Source organism: Phaeobacter sp. JH20_29 (genome assembly GCF_048056175.1).
Lineage (GTDB): Bacteria > Pseudomonadota > Alphaproteobacteria > Rhodobacterales > Rhodobacteraceae > Phaeobacter > Phaeobacter bryozoorum.
The window spans coordinates 85,667-104,441 of record NZ_JAYMWO010000001.1 but is presented as its reverse complement, the minus strand read 5'-3'; the positions used below and the strand labels follow the sequence as shown (position 1 = coordinate 104,441).

Below are 18,775 nucleotides of genomic sequence, written 5' to 3'. Positions count from 1 at the left end.
AGTCTTTGCAATCTTCGATCCCGAGTGCTTGGAGGGGTCATCCTACAGGGCCGAAAGTGGCGATGATTCCGGAGCGGGTCCAGTCGGTATTGGCGGGCGAGGCGCATGAATTCCACCACGTGGAATACGGCTCTGGCGTCATGGATGCCGGTCTGGATTTACCCGATCATCGGTCCCGATTACCCACAAAAACGGTACCAAGATGACACAGAGCCAAAATCGAGAAGAGTTCCGCGCGTTGATAGCTGATGTCGATGATGTGGTTGTGGACCGCTTAATGGTCGGTGCCGTTGATCTCCACGTGCATTCAGGACCCTCGATCATGGAACGCCAGATCGACCATATTCAGGCGGTCGAGCAAGCGGCGGCTGCAGGAATGCGTGGCATCCTGTTCAAGGACCACCATTACTCGGTTGCACCGTTTCTGCCGATGATGAAGCGTCTGGTCGGGGATCTGGGCGTAGCGATGTATGGCGGGTTGGTTCTGAACAACACGACCGGGGGATTCGACCCGCATGTGGTTGATTCCCAGTTGAAACATGGCGGTACGATGATCTGGATGCCGACGGCGCAATCGGCCAATCATATCCGTTCGTCCTTTCGGAAATCGCGGTTGGCGATGAATGTGAAGCTCAAGCCTCCACGGCTTTTGACCGTCGTGGACGATCGGGGGGCGATCATTGATCCGGTCAAAGAGATATTGGATTCAATTGCCGAGTTCGATGCGGTTCTGTCCTCAGGGCATCTTCACGTCTGGGAGATATGGAAGCTGTTTGAGGAAGCCAAAACGCGTGGGGTGAAAAAACTGATCGTCAATCACCCAATGTACGGGCTTCACTTTACCTACGACGACATTCGCGAGATCGCCGAATTTGGTGCGCTGGTTGAGCAATCTGCCTGCCTGTATGTTGATAGCCGCTTTAACGTGTTCGAACCGCATCTTCTGGCTGACCACATCCGCGCTGCCGGTGTCGAACATTCTTCGATCGGATCAGATTTGGGTCAGATCGACAATCCAACTCCGGTCGAAGGAATGCGACAGGCGATCAAGCTGTGCCTCGTCAGCGGCTTCAGCGAGGATGAAATTCGCCTGCTGGTGCGGGATAACCCGTCGCGTCTTGTTGGTCTGCCGCCGGCCTCCGACGCGTGAAAGGGCAGGATATGACCTATGTTAAGGGCGGATTTCGTCAGAGGTTTCTACACGAAACCAATCTGACCGGGAGTTTTCTGAAGATTGCGCATACCATGCCTGCGGAAATCCTCGGGGTGGTCGGTTATGACTTTGTAGTGGTCGACGAGGAGCACGCTCCGATTTCTCGTGAGGCCACGGATCGGATCGTTCTGGCCTGCAAGGCGGCAGATATTGGCTGTCTTGTTCGGGTAAAGAGCGCCGAACCGGCGGACATCCTGTCGGCTTTGGATTGCGGTGCAGACGGGATTCTTGTTCCGCATGTTGACACAGCACAGAAAGCCAGGGCGATCGTCTCCGCCGCGCGCTATCGCGGCGGATCGCGGGGCTATTCGCCGACGACGCGTGCGGGTCGATTTGGGGAGGTCACGCTCGCCGAGCATGTTGAAAAGGAAGACAACAGGGGCCTGGTCATCGCGATGATCGAGGATCCTTTGGCGGTCGAGCAGATTGACGCGATAGTGACGACCGATGGGCTGGATGGTGTGTTTATCGGGCGCGGCGATCTGACCGTTGCCTATGGCGAAACAAAGCCCGGGTCAGAGCCTGTATTGCGGGCGACAAAAACCATCTGCGCAACGGCGCGGGCGCACGGGGTGGCGATCTGCGCCATGGCGGGTTCGGCCAAGGATGCCGGATGGCTCTGCGAACTGGGAGCGACCGCCTTCGTGCTCGGGTCTGATCAGACGTTCATCCGCGATGCGGCCCGCGCGCGGCTTGCCGAGCTTCGCAATGCCCTTTCCGCAGTACAGGAGTGACTGATGGCCTATGACAAGACAGACCCGCGGTCGGCGCTGCGCACAAAAGCCGCGGCCAAGCCCAGAACGGGGCTAGTAGCGATTCCGCAGATTGGTGAGTTCCACAAGATCGACCCCGCTGTTCGCAGCAGCGACGGCCTGACATGGTGCCTGAGAGGCCAGAACTTTGTTGTCATGCGCACCGAAGCGGAACCGGGAGGCAGTTTTACCAGACAAAATCAGTGCGACGAATATGTTGTCCTGCTGCCGGAGAACGGCGCGACGATCACTGTCGGCGGTAATTCCTGCGACGTGCCTGGGAACTCCATTGCCTTCGTGCCACCCGGCGACAGCGCAGTGATCCTTCCCGAAGGGGGGCGTTTTTTCCGGCTGTTCACCAGCCGATCAAAGGATCTGCTGGCGCTTTGCACCAATGGTGACGCGTATCAATCGCTGCGCAGTCATATTCCACCCTTGCAAGACTGGCCAAAGCCCACCGATGGGTGGCAACTCCGGCATTACTCGTTGGATGTCCCGCCAGAGCCGGGTCGATTTGGCCGGATTTTTCGATGCACCACCTTCATGGTCAATGTGCTTGATCCTTATGACGGGCCACGCGACACAACCAAAATGTCGCCACATCATCATGATGATTTCGAACAATGCTCACTGGTGCTTGAGGGCGCTTATTCGCATCATTTGCGCTGGCCCTGGACCACGGATATGGCGGATTGGCGCCCTGATCAGGAGGTCAAAGTGGGCGCCCCGTCGGTGACTGTTATTCCTCCGCCCGTCATCCATACCAGTCGGGCGACGGGTGCTGACAGAAACGCAATGGTTGATGTCTTCTGTCCCCCGCGTGAGGATTTCAGTCTGAAACCCGGTTGGGTGTTGAATGCGGCTGACTATCCGATGGCGGGCTGACCGGATCGGAAAAGGCTTTGAAGGAAATGGCGATGAACGAACGAGTTGGCGTTGTTGGGCTTGGCAAGATGGGCGCGGCACTTGCGGCAAGATTGGCTGAACAGGGCTGTTCAGTTTCGGGCTGGACGCGGAGCGGGGTGGACCTGGATTGGGCCGATGCGCGGGGAATTGGTGCCCCTGCCATATTGGACGATCTGGTTGCGGAGGTCGATATTGTCCTATTGTCGCTGTTTGACGACGGGGCGGTCGCGGCAGTGCTGGACCGGCTGATAACCTGTGATTTGCGTGGCAAGCTGGTTGTCGACACCAGCACGGTTAATCCGGCCACGCTGAAAGGATATGCCGACAGGATCACGGCTGCCGGAGCTGGGGTTCTGGACGCGCCTGTTTCGGGCTGGCCCAAGGTTGTCTCGATGGGACAGGCAGGCGTCTTTATCGGCGGTGAGCCTGTTGATGTGGCCCGCTTCGTGCCGGTGGCCGAACTCTTTGCAAACCGGGTTGTTCACGTCGGCCCGTTGGGCCAGGGGTTGGCGGCAAAAATAGTCAATAACATCATGCTGGCCAGCTATTGGCAGTCGCTGCGCGAAGCGCTCGGGGTAGGGCGCAGCCTCGGCCTGCCGGGTGAGTTGATGTTGGACATTCTGATAAGCGGCCCTGCAGCAAATGGTGCTCTTTCCGGGAAGTCCGAGATTATTTTGGGCAAAGAGAGCCCGGCGAGCTTTACAGTCGCCGGCATTGCCAAGGACCTAGGGGTGTTTTGCGAGGTGGCAGCCCAAGGCGGAGTCGCGACGCCAGCCTTGCAGGCTGCGCTTGAAAGCTTCACCCAGTTTCGGGATGCCGGGTATGCAGATCGCGATTTCGCGGCCATGCCGGGTGCAATTCTGAAGGATGGCAATGATGTTCTTTGAACCGTCAAAAGGGCACGGCTTGCCACATAACCCTATCTCTGCCTGCGTTGCGCCACGGCCTATTGGCTGGATTTCGACTGTGAGTGCCGATGGCATCCATAACCTTGCGCCGTTCAGTTACTTTAATCTCGTGCATAATTTTCCGCCCACCGTCATGTTCTCGTGCAATGGGTTGAAGCCGGACGGCACGCCCAAGGACAGTTGGGTCAACGCTGAGAATACGGGTGAATTCGTCTACAATGTCGCCACCTATGATCTGCGCGAGGAGGTCAACCTGTCCTCGACCGCTTGGGGCAGCGAGGTTAGCGAGATCGACGAGGTCGGGCTAGCTTCGGTCCCGTCTAGGCTGGTCCAACCGTTGCGGGTTGCGGCTTCTCCCATTCAGTTTGAGTGCAAGACCATCGAGGTGCTGCATTTGCCAACTGAACGTCCTGAGAACCCCAATACGATCGTGTTTGGCCATGTGGTTGGTGTTCATATTGACGATGCCTGCCTCACCGACGGGATGGTGGACTACAACAAGGTCAGGCACATCAGTCGCCTGGGCTATCTGGATTTCGCCGAAATGGGGCCGCGATTTCAGTTGCCTCGGGTCTACGTCAAGAAAGAACAGGATTGAGATGATCAGATACGATGCGCTGCGGCGGCTGACCGGCGATCTTTATGATTGGTCATTAAAGAAGATCCCCGAGGACACGAAAGCACGGCTTGCCGAAGCCTATGCCGAGGAAACCGGTGAGAACGCTAAGAAGGTGCTGAACTTCATGATCCGCAGTTCGGAGCTGGCCGAAGAACACGACCGGTTTTTGTGCTCGGATGCGGGTGTGCCGGTCTATTCTGTTAAGATCGGCAGTCAGGCACGGTTCGAAGGGGATGTGAAATCTGCCTTCGTCGATGGTTTTGGCGATCTTGTTGAGCGTATCGATCCGCCGCTTTTGAAATTTGTTCAGAACCCTCTGACAAACGAACGCTCCTATCAGGGCAAGGATATGCCCATCATCAACTGGGATATCGTCGATGGCGCGGATTACATTGACATCACATGTTCACCCAAGGCGCTCGGCTCAGGTCGTTGGGCGGCGCTGGAGATCTTTGTTTATCCTGGACTCGCCGATATTGAGGAGTTCATCCTCAAGACGGTGATCAAGGCCGGTTCGCAGCATTGCCCGCCCGTCATGATTGGCGTCGGTATTGGCGGGTCCTTCGATCAGGCTGCAAAAATCGCAAAGAATGCGACCTTGCGACCGATGGGTACGACAAACCCCGAGCCGATCCTGGCAGATATGGAAAAGCGTTTGCTGAAGGCAATCAACAAGCTGGGTTTCGGTCCAATGGGGCAGGGCGGCGATACGACAGCATTGGGCATCCATATCGATTATTCCGCCGGTCATGGGTTTACCCCCGTGGCAGTGTGCTTCAACTGCTGGATCAACCGTAGAACCCGCGCGCGCCTCTATAACTCAGGCAAAATCGAGCGGATCGAATGACCAATACGCAATCCCAGAGCCACGATTTGACCTTGCCGCTGCAACAGGATTGTCTGGACAGGCTTAGGATCGGTGACCTTGTCTATCTCACAGGGGATATCGTTGTAACCGTTGGTCTGCCGACGCATAAGCGGATGAAGGACTATCTGCAAGCGGGGGTTGAGCTGCCGATAGGCCTCAAAGACGGTATGTTGTGTCAGGTCGGGGCTTATATCGAAGAGAGTGGATCCGACAAAACATGTCGCTACATCAACCCGTCAACCAGCACGCGATTTGAGCCCCATCTGCCAGCGATCATTCGCGCCAGTGGGGTGAAGGCGATCGGTGGAAAAGGCGGTGTCGGTCCGCAGACGGTAGAGGCAATGCGCGAGATGCGCTGTGTTTATCTGTCATTTGTGGGTGGGGCCAGCGCATTGACGTCAGAGGCGGTCGAAGATGTAATCGACGTGGCGTGGACAGATCTCATCCTGCAATTTCGGCTGACGCGCTTGCGCGTGAAGCAATTGGGCCCCTTGACCGTTGGTGTCGATGTGCGTGGCAATTCTCTCTATTCCGAGTTGCAGGCCCAAGCGGATTCCCGCTTCGAGGCGCTGATGAAAGAGTTGAACGAAACCCGAGCACGTTGACACAGCTCTCAGGTCAGATCGCGGACATTGCTGGCGATCTGTTTGGCCGCATCCTGTAGCGGGCGCAGAAAGTCGCGAACGGCATCCGCGCGCCGGACGGCCGAGCGGAAATAGGTAATACCCAAAGTCCCCAGTACGCGGCCTTCGCCAAGGATCGGAACCGCGATCGTGTTGGAGCTTTCGTTGCCGGCGGCGCGCAGCCGCTCCGCAAATCCCTGCTGCTTGATGAGGGCCAGTCGCCCTTGCAGCCCGGTTTCTGTGTCGCCTGATTGCGGCGTCTCACTCTTGCTGCGTTCGAATATCGATTTCAACAAAATGCGCTGTTCGTCCTCGGGACAGAAAGCCAGATAGGCAAGTCCCAGCCCATGAAGATCCAATGACAGGCGCATATTCACCGTTGCGTGAAACGGTGAAATCGGGCTGTCGGGAATGGTTGAGAACCGAACCACGACGTCGCCCTGATCTGGAATGGCGATTGAGACCGGCCAAGTAACCTGCTTTGTCAGGGCAATGGCATAGGCACGCCCGGCTTCGACAACCAGCGGGTCATTGTGAAACCCGGCACTAAGCGACATGACCTTTGAGGTCAGAACATAGCCCGACTGGCGTTCATCTCTGCTCACATAACCCATGTGTTCCAGCGTCTGGAGCAACCGCACGATTGTCGGCTTTGCGAGTTTGGTGCGGAGATGCAGTTGAGCAACCGTGGAGCTTTTGACGCGGTTCATTTCCTCAAGCACCGCCATCGCCCGCTCGACGGATCTGACCGGAGTATACCGTACCAACAACCTGCTCCCTTATGCGATGTCTGGAACGCTTACCATATTGTTCCACACAGTGGAACAGCCCTGCGCAATCGTTGAGAGGTCGCAGGCAAGACCTGACAGTAAATCACAGGTTAACTCAGACGCTCGTCCAGGTTTTCGACCAAGAGTTTTCAATGGGGCAAAGGCCAGGGCGACTGAGTTCTAACCAGAACAAAGGGCGGAAACCGGACCGCGTAACCGACTAGGAAGTGTGAGAAATAGAAATGACCAAAACGCTTAGAATTATGGGTCCGCTTTTGGCGATGTGCCTGGGCGGTGCCGCCGCGGCGGAAGAGACCAAGCTGCCCGATACGTTGTCGTGGACAGCCTATAATGTCGGAAGCTCGGGCTATAGCCAGTCGGTTGCTATCGGCAAGGCGCTCCAGGACGAATACGGCGTTACGCTGCGCGTTGTTCCGGCTAAAAATGACGTCTCGCGCGTTGTGCCAGTGGTGAGCGGTCAGATCGATTTTGCCGCTGCCGGATCTGGCGTGTTCTATGCAGCTGAGGGCGTCCTCGGGTGGGCGAAACCGGAACTGGGACCACAACCCATGCAAATGGTGATGAGCGCATCCGGCAACAACTGTCTCGCGCTTGGAACTGCGGCAGACGCGAATATCGTGACTGCGGCAGATCTCAAGGGCAAGCGGTTGCCTTGGGTTGTCGGTTCACCCGCGCTACAGACCAATGTGACGGCCTTTCTCGCATATGGCGGATTGACTTGGGACGATGTCACCAAAGTCGAGGTAAGCGGGTTTGACGCGGCATGGAAAGCAATCCTGAATGATCAGGCCGATGCGATGACTTCATTTACCACAGGCGGCGGCACCGAAGTTGACGCGTCTCCGCGGGGTTTGCGCTGGCTTGAAACTCCACATGATGAAACCGAAAATTGGGCGAGAATGCAGGCCGTGGCCCCTCATATGGCCAAACGGATCGCAACGGCCGGTACCAACATCTCGGATGCTAACCCGTTGCAATGCAGCGGCTTTCCCTATCCAATTCTCGTGACCGCGCCGGATCGCGATGCTGAGCTTGTGATGAACATGGCAAAGGGCATCGACGAGCAGTTCGAGAGATTTGTCGCCGCCGAGCCCTCCGCCAGCGGCTGGGCCAAGGATCGGCAGAATTTCCAATGGGTCTTGCCGTATCATGAAGGAGCGGTTGCGTATTGGAAGTCGGTTGGCCTGTGGTCTGACGAAAATGAAGCGCACAACCGGTATCTTCTGAGCCGGCAGGCTGTGATCGCAAATGCGTGGCAAGACCTGGAAGACAAAAGCGCCGATGACTTCCAGAAGCGCTGGATGGCCGCGCGTGCAGATGCGCTGCGAGCGGCAAATATGCCGACAGTTTGGGATAACTGATCCATGAGTACGAAGATGGACGACCTAGAAGCGTCGGTCAGCCGTTTCCGACCTGTCGGCAATGCCTGGCTCTGGTTGCTGCGGGCAAGCACCTGCGCCGTAGTGTTTCTTTCGATCAATCAGGCCTTCAATCTGCATTTCTTTGTGGGCCATACACTTCTTGCAAATCAGTATATGTATCTGCTTTTGCTTTTGATCATCCCGTCCGTCTTCATCATCTTGCCCATTGGCAAGGCTGCGACCGGCACCAGGGTGCCGTTTTACGATATCGTCCTGGGGGTCCTGACCGGATCTGTGCTGTGCTGGTTTATCGCAAACTCGCTCAACATGATGCAAAATGGCTGGGAACTCGCGGCACCCGCGCGCGCCACCTATGTTTCGATGGCACTCTGGGTCCTGATCTTTGAGGCCTCGCGCCGCGCCGGCGGCACGGCACTCGCCGTTATTGTGGGCGTCGTGTCCCTCTATCCATTGTTTGCCGATGCCATGCCCGGCCCCATTCGCGGGTTTTCCTACCCGCTGGAGACTGCGGCGGGTTACCATGCCATGAGCAACGAGAGCATTGTGGGCATCCCGATGCGGGCGTTCGCCAATCTGGTCATCGGGTTTCTGATCTTTGGTGCAGCGCTACAGCATACCGGGGCGGGCACATTCTTCATTAATCTTGCCTTTGCTCTGCTGGGACATATTCGTGGCGGGCCAGCGAAGGTTGCGATTGTAGCAAGCGGCCTGATGGGCTCGATGAGCGGCTCGGTTGTGACCAATGTCATGACCACCGGTGTGATGACCATCCCTGCGATGCGCCGTATCAAGCTAAAGGCACCCTTTGCCGCCGGGGTCGAGGCCTGCGCTTCAACGGGTGGTGTGCTGATGCCGCCAGTTATGGGCGCCACAGCCTTCATCATGGCCAATTTTCTCGAGGTCTCTTACGCCAGTGTTGCAATGGCCGCGATTATCCCGTCGTTCTTATATTTCTTCGGGCTTTTCATCCAGATCGACGCGCGCGCGGCGCGCGAACGTATCAAGGGGCTTGAGGCCGCGGAATTGCCATCGGTGCGACAGACGCTGAAAGAAGGGTGGTTCTATATCTTTGCCTTCGCTCTCCTTGTTTATCTGCTGCTTTTCCTTCGCCGCGAAATGCTGGCGCCGTTCTATGCAACTCCGGTGCTGCTGATCATCAATCAGCTGTTCTCAAAGAACACGCGCTGGGGACGTGACGAGCTGCTTGCTTTTGTTGACACGCTGACGAAGCTTTTTGCCGAACTCGTTAGCGTATTGGCGGGGATTGGTTTGATTGTGGGTGCCCTCTCGATGACCGGGCTTGCCGGAACGTTGGTGAATGACCTGCTGTCGATCGCTGGCGGCTCGCCTATGGTGCTGTTGATCATCGGGGCGATGACCAGCTTTGTGCTTGGTATCGGTATGACGGTGACGGCGGCCTACATCTTTCTTGCGATTATTCTTGCTCCCGCACTGGTTGCGACCGGGATGAATGCAATGGCCGTCCATATGTTCATTTTTTACTGGGGTATGCTGTCGTTCATCACGCCGCCTGTTGCGCTGGGGGCGTTTGCCGCCGCCTCGGTCGCAAAGGCACCGCCAATGGCCACGGGAGTTGAGGCGATGAGACTTGGCAGCGTCATCTACTTCATCCCCTTCTTCTTCGTGCTGGATCCGGCGTTAATTCTGGTCGGCAGCCCGGGTGAAATCGTGATCGCACTTAGCATCGCGGTATTGGGTGTGATGTGCTTTGCCAGCGGTATGCAGGGCTATCTGGCGGGTGTTGGTCGTCTGAAGCTACACGATCGGCTGCTGCTCATTGCGGGTGCGATCATCATGCCGCTCCCCGGGCACACGGTCATCCCGCTTGAAAAGCATGAAATCCTGGGTTTGGCGGGGCTTGTGATCATCCCGGTGGTGGCCTCTGCCTTTCTGCGGGAGCGGCGGCTTGGCAAGATCGAGCTAAGCCATGATTGATGCTTTCCCAATACTGGCCGCCGGACCGGAAACCATTCTGATCCCGGGGCCGTCGATCCTTCCCGATGCCGTGCGCACGGCGATCCAGCGCCCCTCCATCGACATCTATTCCGGGCCGCTTCTCGACGTGACGGCCCGGTGCGAGGCAGGCTTGCAGAAAGCATTCGGCACATCGCAGCGGGTCTTTCTCTATGCGGCCAACGGTCATGGCGTCTGGGATGCGGCGCTTTGCAATACGTTGTCGCGCGGAGATCGAATTCTGGTCTTGGAATCCGGCCGGTTCGCGCTTGGCTGGGGAGACATGGCAGAGGCGATGGGATTACAGATCGAGATCCTGCCGGGCGACTGGCACCGACCCATCGACACCGACGCGCTGATACGGCGATTGAAAGAAGACAGCGCGAACGAGATTGCCGCCATCCTTTGTGTTCAGGTCGATACCGCCTCAGGCGTCTGCAACAAGATCGGTGCCATCCGGCAGGCCATAGACGTCACTGGTCATTCTGCTCTGCTGATGGTGGATGCCATCGCGTCGCTGGGCACCATGCCATTTGCTTTCGACGAATGGCACGTGGATGTTGCGGTATCAGCGTCACAGAAAGGTCTGATGTGTCCAGCGGGACTGGGTTTCGTGGTGGCAGGACCGCGTGCATTGGCGGCCCATGCCTCAGCGGGTCTGCGGTCCCGCTACTGGGATTGGACCGCGCGAATGACGGGTGATCACTACTCTAAATACTGTGGCACGCCGCCCGAACAGCTCTTGTTCGGGCTCGCGGCAGCACTAGACATGATGGAGCGGGAGGGGCTCGGCGCGGTCTTTGCACGTCACGCAGCGCTTAGAGATGCGACACTGGCCGCAATTGGCCAATGGGCGGCGGCGGGCGCGATGGCGAATATTATGGACCCGTCTGCTCGCGCGCCATCGGTATCGGTGCTGAACTTTGCCGACACACACGCGCATAGGATCATCGCTTTCTGCAAGCAACATTGCGGTGTTACGCTGGGCCGGGGCCTGGGCGACTGGGCCAACAAGTCGATACGGATCGGGCATATGGGGCACATCAATGCACCGACCATTCTGGGGGCGATATCAAGCATTGATTTGGCTCTGAAGGTGCTCGGCATACAGGCCGATGCAGGCGGAGCAGGGGCGGCGATAGAGGCCTTGGCCAATCTGGAAGAATCCCGCGCATGACCGACCAAGCACCCTGCATAATCTGTGTGGCAATTACCGGGTCACTGCCCCGCAAGTCCGACAATCCGGCGGTTCCAATTTCCGTTGATGAACAGATCGAAAGCACCCAGGCCGCGTTTGAGGCCGGCGCCGCGATTGCGCATTGTCATGTTCGGAACCAGGACGAAACACCCAGTTCGGATCCTGAGAAATTCGCGCGCCTGATGGAAGGAATCCGCAAGCACTGTGATGGCATGATCGTCCAGCTGTCCACAGGTGGCCGGTCCGGGTCTGGCCGGACGCGGGGCGGTATGCTGTCACTGCGGCCCGATATGGCGTCGCTTTCGGTCGGATCAAACAACTTCCCAACACGGGTCTACGAAAACCCGCCCGAGCTGGTGGATTGGCTGGCAAGCGAGATGGCGGCCTACGGTGTGATGCCGGAGATTGAAGCCTTTGATCTTAGCCATATCGTAAATGCGTGCAAGATGGCGCAAGAGGGTAAGTTGTATGACCCGCCTTATGTGCAGTTTGTCATGGGGGTGCGCAATGCGATGCCCGCAGACAGAGCCATATTTGATATCTACCGGGCAACGCTGCAACGGCTGTCGCCGACATCGCCGTGGTGCGCTGCCGGCATTGGCGCTGCCCAGTTGGTTGTCAATGAATGGGCAATCTCGACAGGTGGACACACGCGAACGGGTCTTGAGGATAATGTCAGGCTCGACCGCAATACGCTGGCGCCGTCGAACGCTGCACTCGTGGAGCGTGTGACAGCGCTCTGCGAAAAATACGAGCGTCCTGTCGCGACCACAGATGAGGCACGCCGCATTCTGGGCTTGCGGGCGTGGACGCCAGGGCCGCAGGTCAAGGAGACTGTGTGCTCAGGGGAACGGCTGGAAGTCGGCGGGTGACGCATGGCCAAGCTTGAGACCCGCATTGGAGATCTTTGCCTGAAGAACCCGGTGATCGCGGTGCCGGGAGAACATCTGATTGATATCGAGGGGGTCCGTGCTGCGATTGACGCCGGCGCGGGTGCGGTGGTCGGCAAATCTATCAACGAGTCGCAAGCCGCCAGGCACCAGTTGCAGCAGGCTGAATACACTTTGCTGGATCGAGACTGGAACAAGGTGGATTGGTCCGAGGATGCTCCGCGCGGACTGACGGTGTTTACCCGATCTGGGCTACCGTCACTGACCTTTGACGCTTGGCTCTTGCAAGCTGTGCGTATGGACCGTCTGGCAGGTCAACACGACTGTCTGTTCGTACCGTCACTGGTCCTGGCCCAGCCAGCCGCAGCCCTGGACATGGCGCGCGCGATCCAGGCCGCCGGCCTGAAGCTGCTGGAACTAAACATCGGTACGCCCTACGCCAGCCAGGCGGAGCGCTGTGCTGTCAGCACGGAGCTGGTCCCCGAACGGGTGGCAAGGCTCACCGGAATGATGGTTGAAGCATTAGATATTCCGGTCTGGATCAAGATCTCAGGTCAAAGCGAACGCGTAGGCGACCTCGCTGAAGCAGCGTTTTCCGCAGGCGCCCAAAGCGTGGTTATGGCAGGCCGGTCGCTTGGGTTGGTGCCTGATCTTGAAACACAAAAACCTGTGCTGGACACAAGCTGCGGTATCGGGGGGTATTGGAACCTGCCGATCACTTGCCATTGGTTGGCAACAAGCCGACGACGTCTTGGTCCGGGCTGCCCATTGATTGGCACCAACGGCGCGACAAATGGTCGGGACGTTGCCCGGATGATGCTGGCTGGTAGCAGTGCCGTAGGGCTATCCTCCGAGGTGATGCTGCGCGGCTGGAGGGTGATCACGGACGCGGTGGATGAACTGGAAGCCTATTGCGACAAAATGGGCATGTCTGCCGCCGATCTCATCGGTCGCGCCGCCGACGCACGGCGGACCTATACAGAACTGCCCACCGTCGGGGATCACTGGCGCAATTTTATCCCATCAACAGCGGATGCCGCGCCCGAGGGATGAGGAATTGCGCCCACAAGATGATTGATAATGGTAGTTATGTTAAAAATAGGATTGATTGAGTTGACAAGACAGGTCTGGTTTCATGCACGTAAGGCCGCCGCTAGATCCTGAACGCCTTGGTCAAGTGTGTCTTCTGAGAACCCTGCAAAGCCCATGACCAGCCCTTGCATGTTGGGCGTCTGTGCAAAAAATGACGACAGCGGTCTGACGGAAACCCCGGCCAAATCGGCGCGCTGTGCAGCCTCGACATCGCTCATGCGGCTCTCGAGCGAAGATGTGAGCCTTGCCACCAAGTGCATTCCGGCAGGTACCGGATCCACGGCCAGTAGATCGCCTGCATGGACGCAGATCGCCCGCAGCAGCGCCGCATGTCGTTTTGCGTAGAGGCGTCGCATCCGCCGGATATGGGTGGCAAAATCGCCGCTCTGCATGAAACGGGCCAGCACGGGTTGCAGCATGAGTGACGCCTGCGGGTCGGTCTGTTCCAGCACGGCTCTGACCTGCGACAAAAGTGGTTTTGGAAAAACCACAAACCCTAGCCTTAGTGCAGAAAAGACCACCTTGGAGAAGCTGCCGACGTAGATCACCCGATCCTGATTGTTGAGGCTCATCATCGCCGGGAGCGGTCGACCCTGAAATCGATACTCACTGTCAAAGTCGTCCTCGATCACATAGGCCTGTCTCGCGACGGCCCATTCGATCAGTTCCAGTCGGCGGGAAAGCGGCAATGTCACGCCCAGCGGGTACTGACGCGACGGTGTCACAATCGCCGCTTTTGCCCTCGGTGTGGCTTTCAGTGCGCTCTTGATGTCGAAGCCCAACTGATCAACCGGCGACGGCACTGGGATTAGCCGGTTGTGATGGAAGGCGCGATTGAGGATCATATACCCGGGATCTTCGGTCAGGACCTCATCGCCCTCGCTCAAGACGGCAGCCGCGATCAGGCCAATCGCTTCGACGACACCGGAGGTGATGAAGATCTGCTCTGGCGTGCAGGGCAAGCCACGCCATTCTCGCAAATGATCGGCAATCGCGCTGCGCAGCGGCGGCCAACCAAAAGGATCGACGCGCGCCAGCAACGCGGCTTCGGGCATACGCCAGGTTTTGTCGTGGTGGCGGCTCCATTGGCGGTATGGAAACAGTGCGATCTCAGATGCGGAGATATCAAAGGTTCGTAACTGTGCGGGCATGTCGGGAGTAGCGTCCGGCATGGCTGCGTCTGTATCCTGCGGGCCTGGTGCTCCTGCCAATCCCGGCAGCTGTTCGGGCAATTCTGCTTCGACGTAGACACCGGATCTGGCGCGCCCTTCCAGATAGCCCTCGCTGATCAACTGATCGATCACGGCGGAGACCGTCACCCGTGACACCGAGAGTTCATCAGCCAATGTCCGGCTTGATGGGAGCTTTGACCCTGGCGAAAGCACATGCTCGAGAATCAGGCGTCTCAATTGAGACAGCAGCTGTGCCTGCAACGTTTCTGGTCCGTCGCGATCCAGTGAAAGGGAGAGCAGTGCCGCTCCTGATCTGGCCTTAGTCATAGCGCAACTATTGATAAGTTTGATCAGACCAGTCAAGGCGAGAACTGCCTTTGTGGCCGCTGCCCCCCGAATGGTAGGTCCCACCCACCCTGATCCGGATGGGCGAGAGGAATGCTGCGTTATTCATTCGGACGAACGCGTGCAGCCGTTTTGTTCGCAAAGGCTTCAAGCCGTGCCCGTGCCGCGGGCTGCGTGTTCACAACACCGGCGACCACCGCTTCGGCATAGGCGGCATCCATACCGGACATATTGTTGAGATGGCTGATTGCGGAACAGATCGCGTAGTTGGTCAACGGCAGGTTTTCCGCCGCGCGATCGGCAAGTTCCAATGCCTTGTCAAAGCTGGATCCATCAGTGATGTATTGCGCCAGCCCAAGGTCAACGGCCTCCTGCCCCTGATAAACACGTCCCATCAGGATCATGTCGATCATCCGTGATTTGCCAATCAAATCAGAGACACGGATGGTCGCGCCGCCACCGGTGAAGATGCCACGCTGGCCCTCTGGCAGCGCGAAATATGTGCTTTGGTCCATCACCCGGATATGGGCTGCGCTGGCCAGCTCAAGACCGCCGCCGACAACCGCGCCCTGCAGGGCTGCGATGACGGGAACCCCGCCATATTCCATCTTGTTGAATGCTTCGTGCCAGCGCAGGCAGACATGCATGAATTCGTCCGGGCTACGATCCTCTTTCCAATGTTCGACGAGGTCCAGACCTGCACAGAAATGGTCCCCCGCCCCGGCCAGCACCACTGCCTTTACACCGTTGCGATGTGCACCGCTGAAGAACTGAACCAGCTCTTCAATGGTTGCGGTGTCCAGCGCGTTTCGTTTCGAGGGGCGGTTGAGTTTTACGACACAGACACCGTTGTCGCGCACGTCGATGGCGAGGTTCTGATAGGAGCTGAAGCTGTCTTTTGCCAACATGGCGGGATCCTTTTCGGATTAAATGGGTGCCCTTGGGCGGGTATGCTGCGGAAGGTCAGAGTCGGCTTGTCTCGTCGAGGAGACTCGATGCACCGTTGATGATCCGGGCCCGGTCGCTTTCGCATTCGACCAGGACATGCCGGGCGAAGATCTGGGCGGTGGTGATTTTTTGTGCCATGAATTTAGGATCGCTGCCCTGTTCCAACTCAATCTCGGCAGCACGCGCCGCGCGTGCCAATTGCCATCCGGCCGCAAGCGTCCCGGTTAGATTGAGGAAAGGGACGCTGCCGGCAAAGGCGGACCTGAGATCATCGCTGCCAATGTCCAGCAACCAGTCCAGGCTGGCGTCAAACGCTTCCCGCGCATCGCCAAGACATTTCGCGATGTCCTGCGCTTTCGGGCTCCCAGTTTTCAGGGCGCTTTCGGTCTCTGCAATCATGGCCGAGAACCGGCGCGCTGTCTGTCCGTCGTCTCGCAGCACCTTGCGTCCCAATAGGTCATTCGCTTGAATTGCCGTGGTTCCTTCGTAAATCGGCAAGATCCTGGCATCCCGGTAGAATTGCGCGACGCCGGTCTCTTCGATGAAGCCCATTCCGCCATGGACCTGCACTCCGAGGGAGGCCACTTCGACCGCTCGCTCCGTGCAGAAGGCTTTGACCAGAGGGACGAAGAATTCGGCGATCGGCGTTGCCTCTGCGCGCGTGCTGTCGGTCCCGTTCCGAGACAGGTCCAACCAGCCAGCCGCTGCCATGCTGAGCGACCGGCCACCTTCGACCAGAGCCCGCATCCGCAGCACCAGCCGGCGCACATCGGGATGGCCGATGATGGTCGGAACCTGTTCAGGGTCCAGCCCGATGCCTTGTCCCTGAACCCGCTCCTGGGCGTAGGCAAGCGCGTGCTGATAGGCGCGGTCGGACAAGGCGACCCCCTGAACGCCGACGGCAAAGCGGGCGGCATTCATCATGGTGAACATATATTCCAACCCGCGGTTTTCTGCCCCGATCAGATATCCGGTGGCACCTGCATATTCCAGAACCGCTGTCGGACTTGCCCGCACCCCCAGCTTGTGTTCGATGCTCACACAGTTGACACGGTTGCGGTCGCCGGGGTGGCCATTCTCATCAACGAGGTATTTCGGCACCAGAAACAGGCTCAGCCCCCTGTGCCCCTCCGGCGCGTCGGGAGTGCGCGCGAGAACCAGATGAATAATGTTCTCGGAGAGATCATGTTCGCCATAGGTGATGAAAATCTTGGTGCCACTGATGCTGTAGCTGCCGTCCTCGCGCGGCTCAGCTTTGCAACGCACGCGACCAAGATCACTGCCGGCCTGAGGCTCGGTCAGGTTCATTGTCCCGCTCCACTTGCCGGACACCAGCGGCCGGAGATAAATTTCCTTCTGTTCATCCGTGCCGGAGAGCTCCAGCGCGTCGATGGCACCATCGGTCAGAAGTGGGCACAGGCCAAAGCTCATGTCCGACGCATTCAGGATCTCCGTCGCGGCAGCTCCGACGGCTCGCGGCAAGCCCATTCCGCCATGGTCCGCAGGGTGTGCCAGGCTTTGCCACCCCATGTCGACAAACTGCGCGTAGGCTTTTTCATAGGCTCTTGGGAGAACGACTTTGTTCCCCTCAAGTCGCGCGCCCGCCGTGTCGGCATCATGTGACAGCGGCGCGATGAGATCCCCGCAGAACCTGCCAAATTCTTCCAATGCAGCCTGAGCGTCAGCGCGTTCAATTTCGCTGTACTTGTCCAAGGACACGATCTGCGGCCATTGGGAAAGATGTTCGAGATTGAACATCAGGTCACGGATTGGAGCTTGATAAGTCATTGGCGCCTCGCTGCTGTGCTACCTGCTGTCGCGTATCTACGGTACGGCCAGTTTGCTGCCCATTCCAGAATTTGACAAACGACTTTCCGAAAGTGACAAAACAACCTAATCTGACGCAGTGATGACACACTCCGATCCAGACACGCTGGCGACCGTATCTCTGCCATTCATTGAAGACTGGCTTCTGGCTTTGCATACCTGCTGCAACGGAGATCAGATGAGCGCTATTCTGCAACGCTGCGGTCTTGCCCCGCTGGTCAAGCCGGAGACTGTCAAACACATGGGCGCGCAGCGGGTAACCCTTGACCAGATCGTGCAGCTCTATCAGGTTGCCGCCGTTGAAACTGGTGATGAAATGACCGGTTTGTGGGACCGCACTGTCCGGCCTCGCGCGCTGCAACACCTGTTGACCACGGTGCGTGCAGCTGGAACCCTCCCGGCGGCCCTCTATCGGTTCTCCACATTCTGGAATTTGATACTTGATGACTATCAGGTTGATTTAAAATCTGAAAATAAAGATCTCATTCTCAAGATCGTCCCCCGCGGATCGCCTGAGATCCAACGGTTCGGGCATATGCTTATGCTTAAGCTGGCGCATGGTCTGCTCTCTTGGCTGGCGGGCTACGAAGTGCAGGTGAAGGCCGTGCAATTTGCCTTTGATCGCCCCGAATTCGCGCAGGATTATGGTGTCGTCTTTCCAGCCGCCGTAACATTTTCTCAAGGCTGCTCGGCCATCTCATTCGACGCCCAGCAGCTGGGCGCACCTCAGCCCCGCACTGCTGCGGAGTTGGCGGAATTCCTGGACCGCGCTCCGCGTGACTGGATCTTCACCGGCTTTCGGGAGCACCGGCTTTCGCTTCAGATCCGAGAATTCCTCTACCAATCCAACTGGGAAAACTGCCGACTGAGCGATGCTGCGGCAATGCTAAATGTGACACCTCGAACATTGATGCGGCGATTAGATGCTGAGGGAGCGTCCTTCCAGTCCATCAAGGATGCACTGCGCCGCGATATCGCGATCCGTGATTTGCGAGCCGGGCAGAAGTCGATTGAAGAGATATCGCAGGATCTTGGATTTTCCTCTGCGGCAAACTTTCATCGTGCTTTCCGGCGCTGGACAGGCGGCACAACCAGCTCCTATCGAGCCCTTGATACATAGGCACCGGGCTGCTCGGGTTCAGGATACAGGCGCGACGCATAATCGAGGATCGACCCGAGGGCGGTGAGGCCGTTAATGATTGGTGGCGTTCGGATTTTTCAGGGCAGTACGAAAAAATTCGTGCTATCCAAAGACAAATATCAACGG

The 18,775-nt window shown here is 57.9% G+C and carries 17 protein-coding genes; 13 read left to right on the top strand and 4 right to left on the bottom strand.

Translation table 11 applies throughout. The annotated features are described in order from the left end of the window. The first annotated feature begins 202 nt into the window (after positions 1–202). The 7 genes from VWZ85_RS00515 to VWZ85_RS00485 are packed head-to-tail and all read left to right on the top strand — an operon-like array spanning position 203 to position 5,871. The gene (locus tag VWZ85_RS00515; RefSeq protein WP_416586393.1) at positions 203–1,150 is read left to right on the top strand and encodes a DUF6282 family protein; all 948 of its coding nucleotides are present in this window, start codon (positions 203–205) and stop codon (positions 1,148–1,150) included. Positions 1,151–1,161: 11 nt separating this feature from the next. After that, positions 1,162–1,947: an HpcH/HpaI aldolase family protein gene (locus tag VWZ85_RS00510; protein ID WP_416586390.1), complete on the top strand. Its 786-nt coding sequence runs from the start codon at positions 1,162–1,164 to the stop codon at positions 1,945–1,947. A gap of 3 nt (positions 1,948–1,950) precedes the next feature. Continuing rightward, entirely contained in the window at positions 1,951–2,850 is a 900-nt protein-coding gene (locus VWZ85_RS00505; RefSeq protein WP_416586387.1) for a hypothetical protein, read from the top strand. 32 nt (positions 2,851–2,882) lie between these two features. Continuing rightward, positions 2,883–3,758, top strand: a complete 876-nt coding sequence (locus VWZ85_RS00500; RefSeq protein ID WP_416538054.1) for an NAD(P)-dependent oxidoreductase — start codon at positions 2,883–2,885, stop codon at positions 3,756–3,758. Further along, on the top strand, positions 3,748–4,377 hold the full coding sequence (locus VWZ85_RS00495; RefSeq protein WP_416539602.1) for a flavin reductase family protein: 630 nt from the start codon (positions 3,748–3,750) through the stop codon (positions 4,375–4,377). The genes VWZ85_RS00500 and VWZ85_RS00495 overlap by 11 nt, the downstream gene beginning before the upstream one ends. A 1-nt stretch (position 4,378) precedes the next feature. Continuing rightward, positions 4,379–5,245, top strand: a complete 867-nt coding sequence (locus VWZ85_RS00490) for a fumarate hydratase (RefSeq protein ID WP_416539601.1) — start codon at positions 4,379–4,381, stop codon at positions 5,243–5,245. After that, the gene (locus VWZ85_RS00485; protein ID WP_416586383.1) at positions 5,242–5,871 is read left to right on the top strand and encodes a fumarate hydratase C-terminal domain-containing protein; all 630 of its coding nucleotides are present in this window, start codon (positions 5,242–5,244) and stop codon (positions 5,869–5,871) included. Before VWZ85_RS00490 ends, VWZ85_RS00485 begins: the two co-directional genes overlap by 4 nt. Before the next feature lie 8 nt (positions 5,872–5,879). Here VWZ85_RS00485 and VWZ85_RS00480 read toward each other — a convergent pair whose 3' ends face one another. Beyond that, on the bottom strand, positions 5,880–6,656 hold the full coding sequence (locus tag VWZ85_RS00480) for a DNA-binding transcriptional regulator (protein ID WP_340547669.1): 777 nt from the start codon (positions 6,654–6,656) through the stop codon (positions 5,880–5,882). A gap of 245 nt (positions 6,657–6,901) precedes the next feature. Between VWZ85_RS00480 and VWZ85_RS00475 the strand changes: the two genes are divergently transcribed. Genes VWZ85_RS00475 through VWZ85_RS00455 form a run of 5 tightly spaced genes read left to right on the top strand, consistent with a single transcriptional unit; the run spans position 6,902 to position 13,177 of the window. Further along, positions 6,902–8,041, top strand: coding sequence for a TAXI family TRAP transporter solute-binding subunit (locus VWZ85_RS00475; RefSeq protein WP_416586379.1), 1,140 nt, complete (start codon positions 6,902–6,904; stop codon positions 8,039–8,041). Positions 8,042–8,044: 3 nt separating this feature from the next. Continuing rightward, positions 8,045–10,018, top strand: a complete 1,974-nt coding sequence (locus tag VWZ85_RS00470; protein WP_416586377.1) for a TRAP transporter permease — start codon at positions 8,045–8,047, stop codon at positions 10,016–10,018. Beyond that, a complete protein-coding gene (locus VWZ85_RS00465) occupies positions 10,011–11,213 on the top strand; it encodes a pyridoxal-phosphate-dependent aminotransferase family protein (protein WP_416586374.1) in 1,203 nt (400 codons plus the stop codon). Before VWZ85_RS00470 ends, VWZ85_RS00465 begins: the two co-directional genes overlap by 8 nt. Further along, on the top strand, positions 11,210–12,106 hold the full coding sequence (locus tag VWZ85_RS00460) for a 3-keto-5-aminohexanoate cleavage protein (RefSeq protein WP_416586371.1): 897 nt from the start codon (positions 11,210–11,212) through the stop codon (positions 12,104–12,106). Before VWZ85_RS00465 ends, VWZ85_RS00460 begins: the two co-directional genes overlap by 4 nt. A gap of 3 nt (positions 12,107–12,109) precedes the next feature. After that, positions 12,110–13,177: a dihydroorotate dehydrogenase gene (locus VWZ85_RS00455; RefSeq protein ID WP_416586369.1), complete on the top strand. Its 1,068-nt coding sequence runs from the start codon at positions 12,110–12,112 to the stop codon at positions 13,175–13,177. An 80-nt stretch (positions 13,178–13,257) separates the two neighbouring features. On the opposite strand, the gene VWZ85_RS00450 is transcribed toward VWZ85_RS00455, so the two are convergent. The 3 genes from VWZ85_RS00450 to VWZ85_RS00440 form a co-directional block, all read right to left on the bottom strand. Then, positions 13,258–14,715: a PLP-dependent aminotransferase family protein gene (locus VWZ85_RS00450; RefSeq protein WP_416595396.1), complete on the bottom strand. Its 1,458-nt coding sequence runs from the start codon at positions 14,713–14,715 to the stop codon at positions 13,258–13,260. 119 nt (positions 14,716–14,834) lie between these two features. Next, positions 14,835–15,641 carry a methylthioacryloyl-CoA hydratase gene (gene dmdD, locus VWZ85_RS00445; RefSeq protein ID WP_416586363.1) on the bottom strand — a complete coding sequence of 269 codons (807 nt, stop codon included), beginning with the start codon at positions 15,639–15,641 and terminating at the stop codon, positions 14,835–14,837. A 55-nt stretch (positions 15,642–15,696) separates the two neighbouring features. Continuing rightward, the gene (locus VWZ85_RS00440; protein ID WP_416586360.1) at positions 15,697–17,469 is read right to left on the bottom strand and encodes an acyl-CoA dehydrogenase; all 1,773 of its coding nucleotides are present in this window, start codon (positions 17,467–17,469) and stop codon (positions 15,697–15,699) included. A 121-nt stretch (positions 17,470–17,590) separates the two neighbouring features. Between VWZ85_RS00440 and VWZ85_RS00435 the strand changes: the two genes are divergently transcribed. Beyond that, positions 17,591–18,628, top strand: a complete 1,038-nt coding sequence (locus VWZ85_RS00435; RefSeq protein WP_416586357.1) for an AraC family transcriptional regulator ligand-binding domain-containing protein — start codon at positions 17,591–17,593, stop codon at positions 18,626–18,628. Positions 18,629–18,775: the final 147 nt, after the last annotated feature.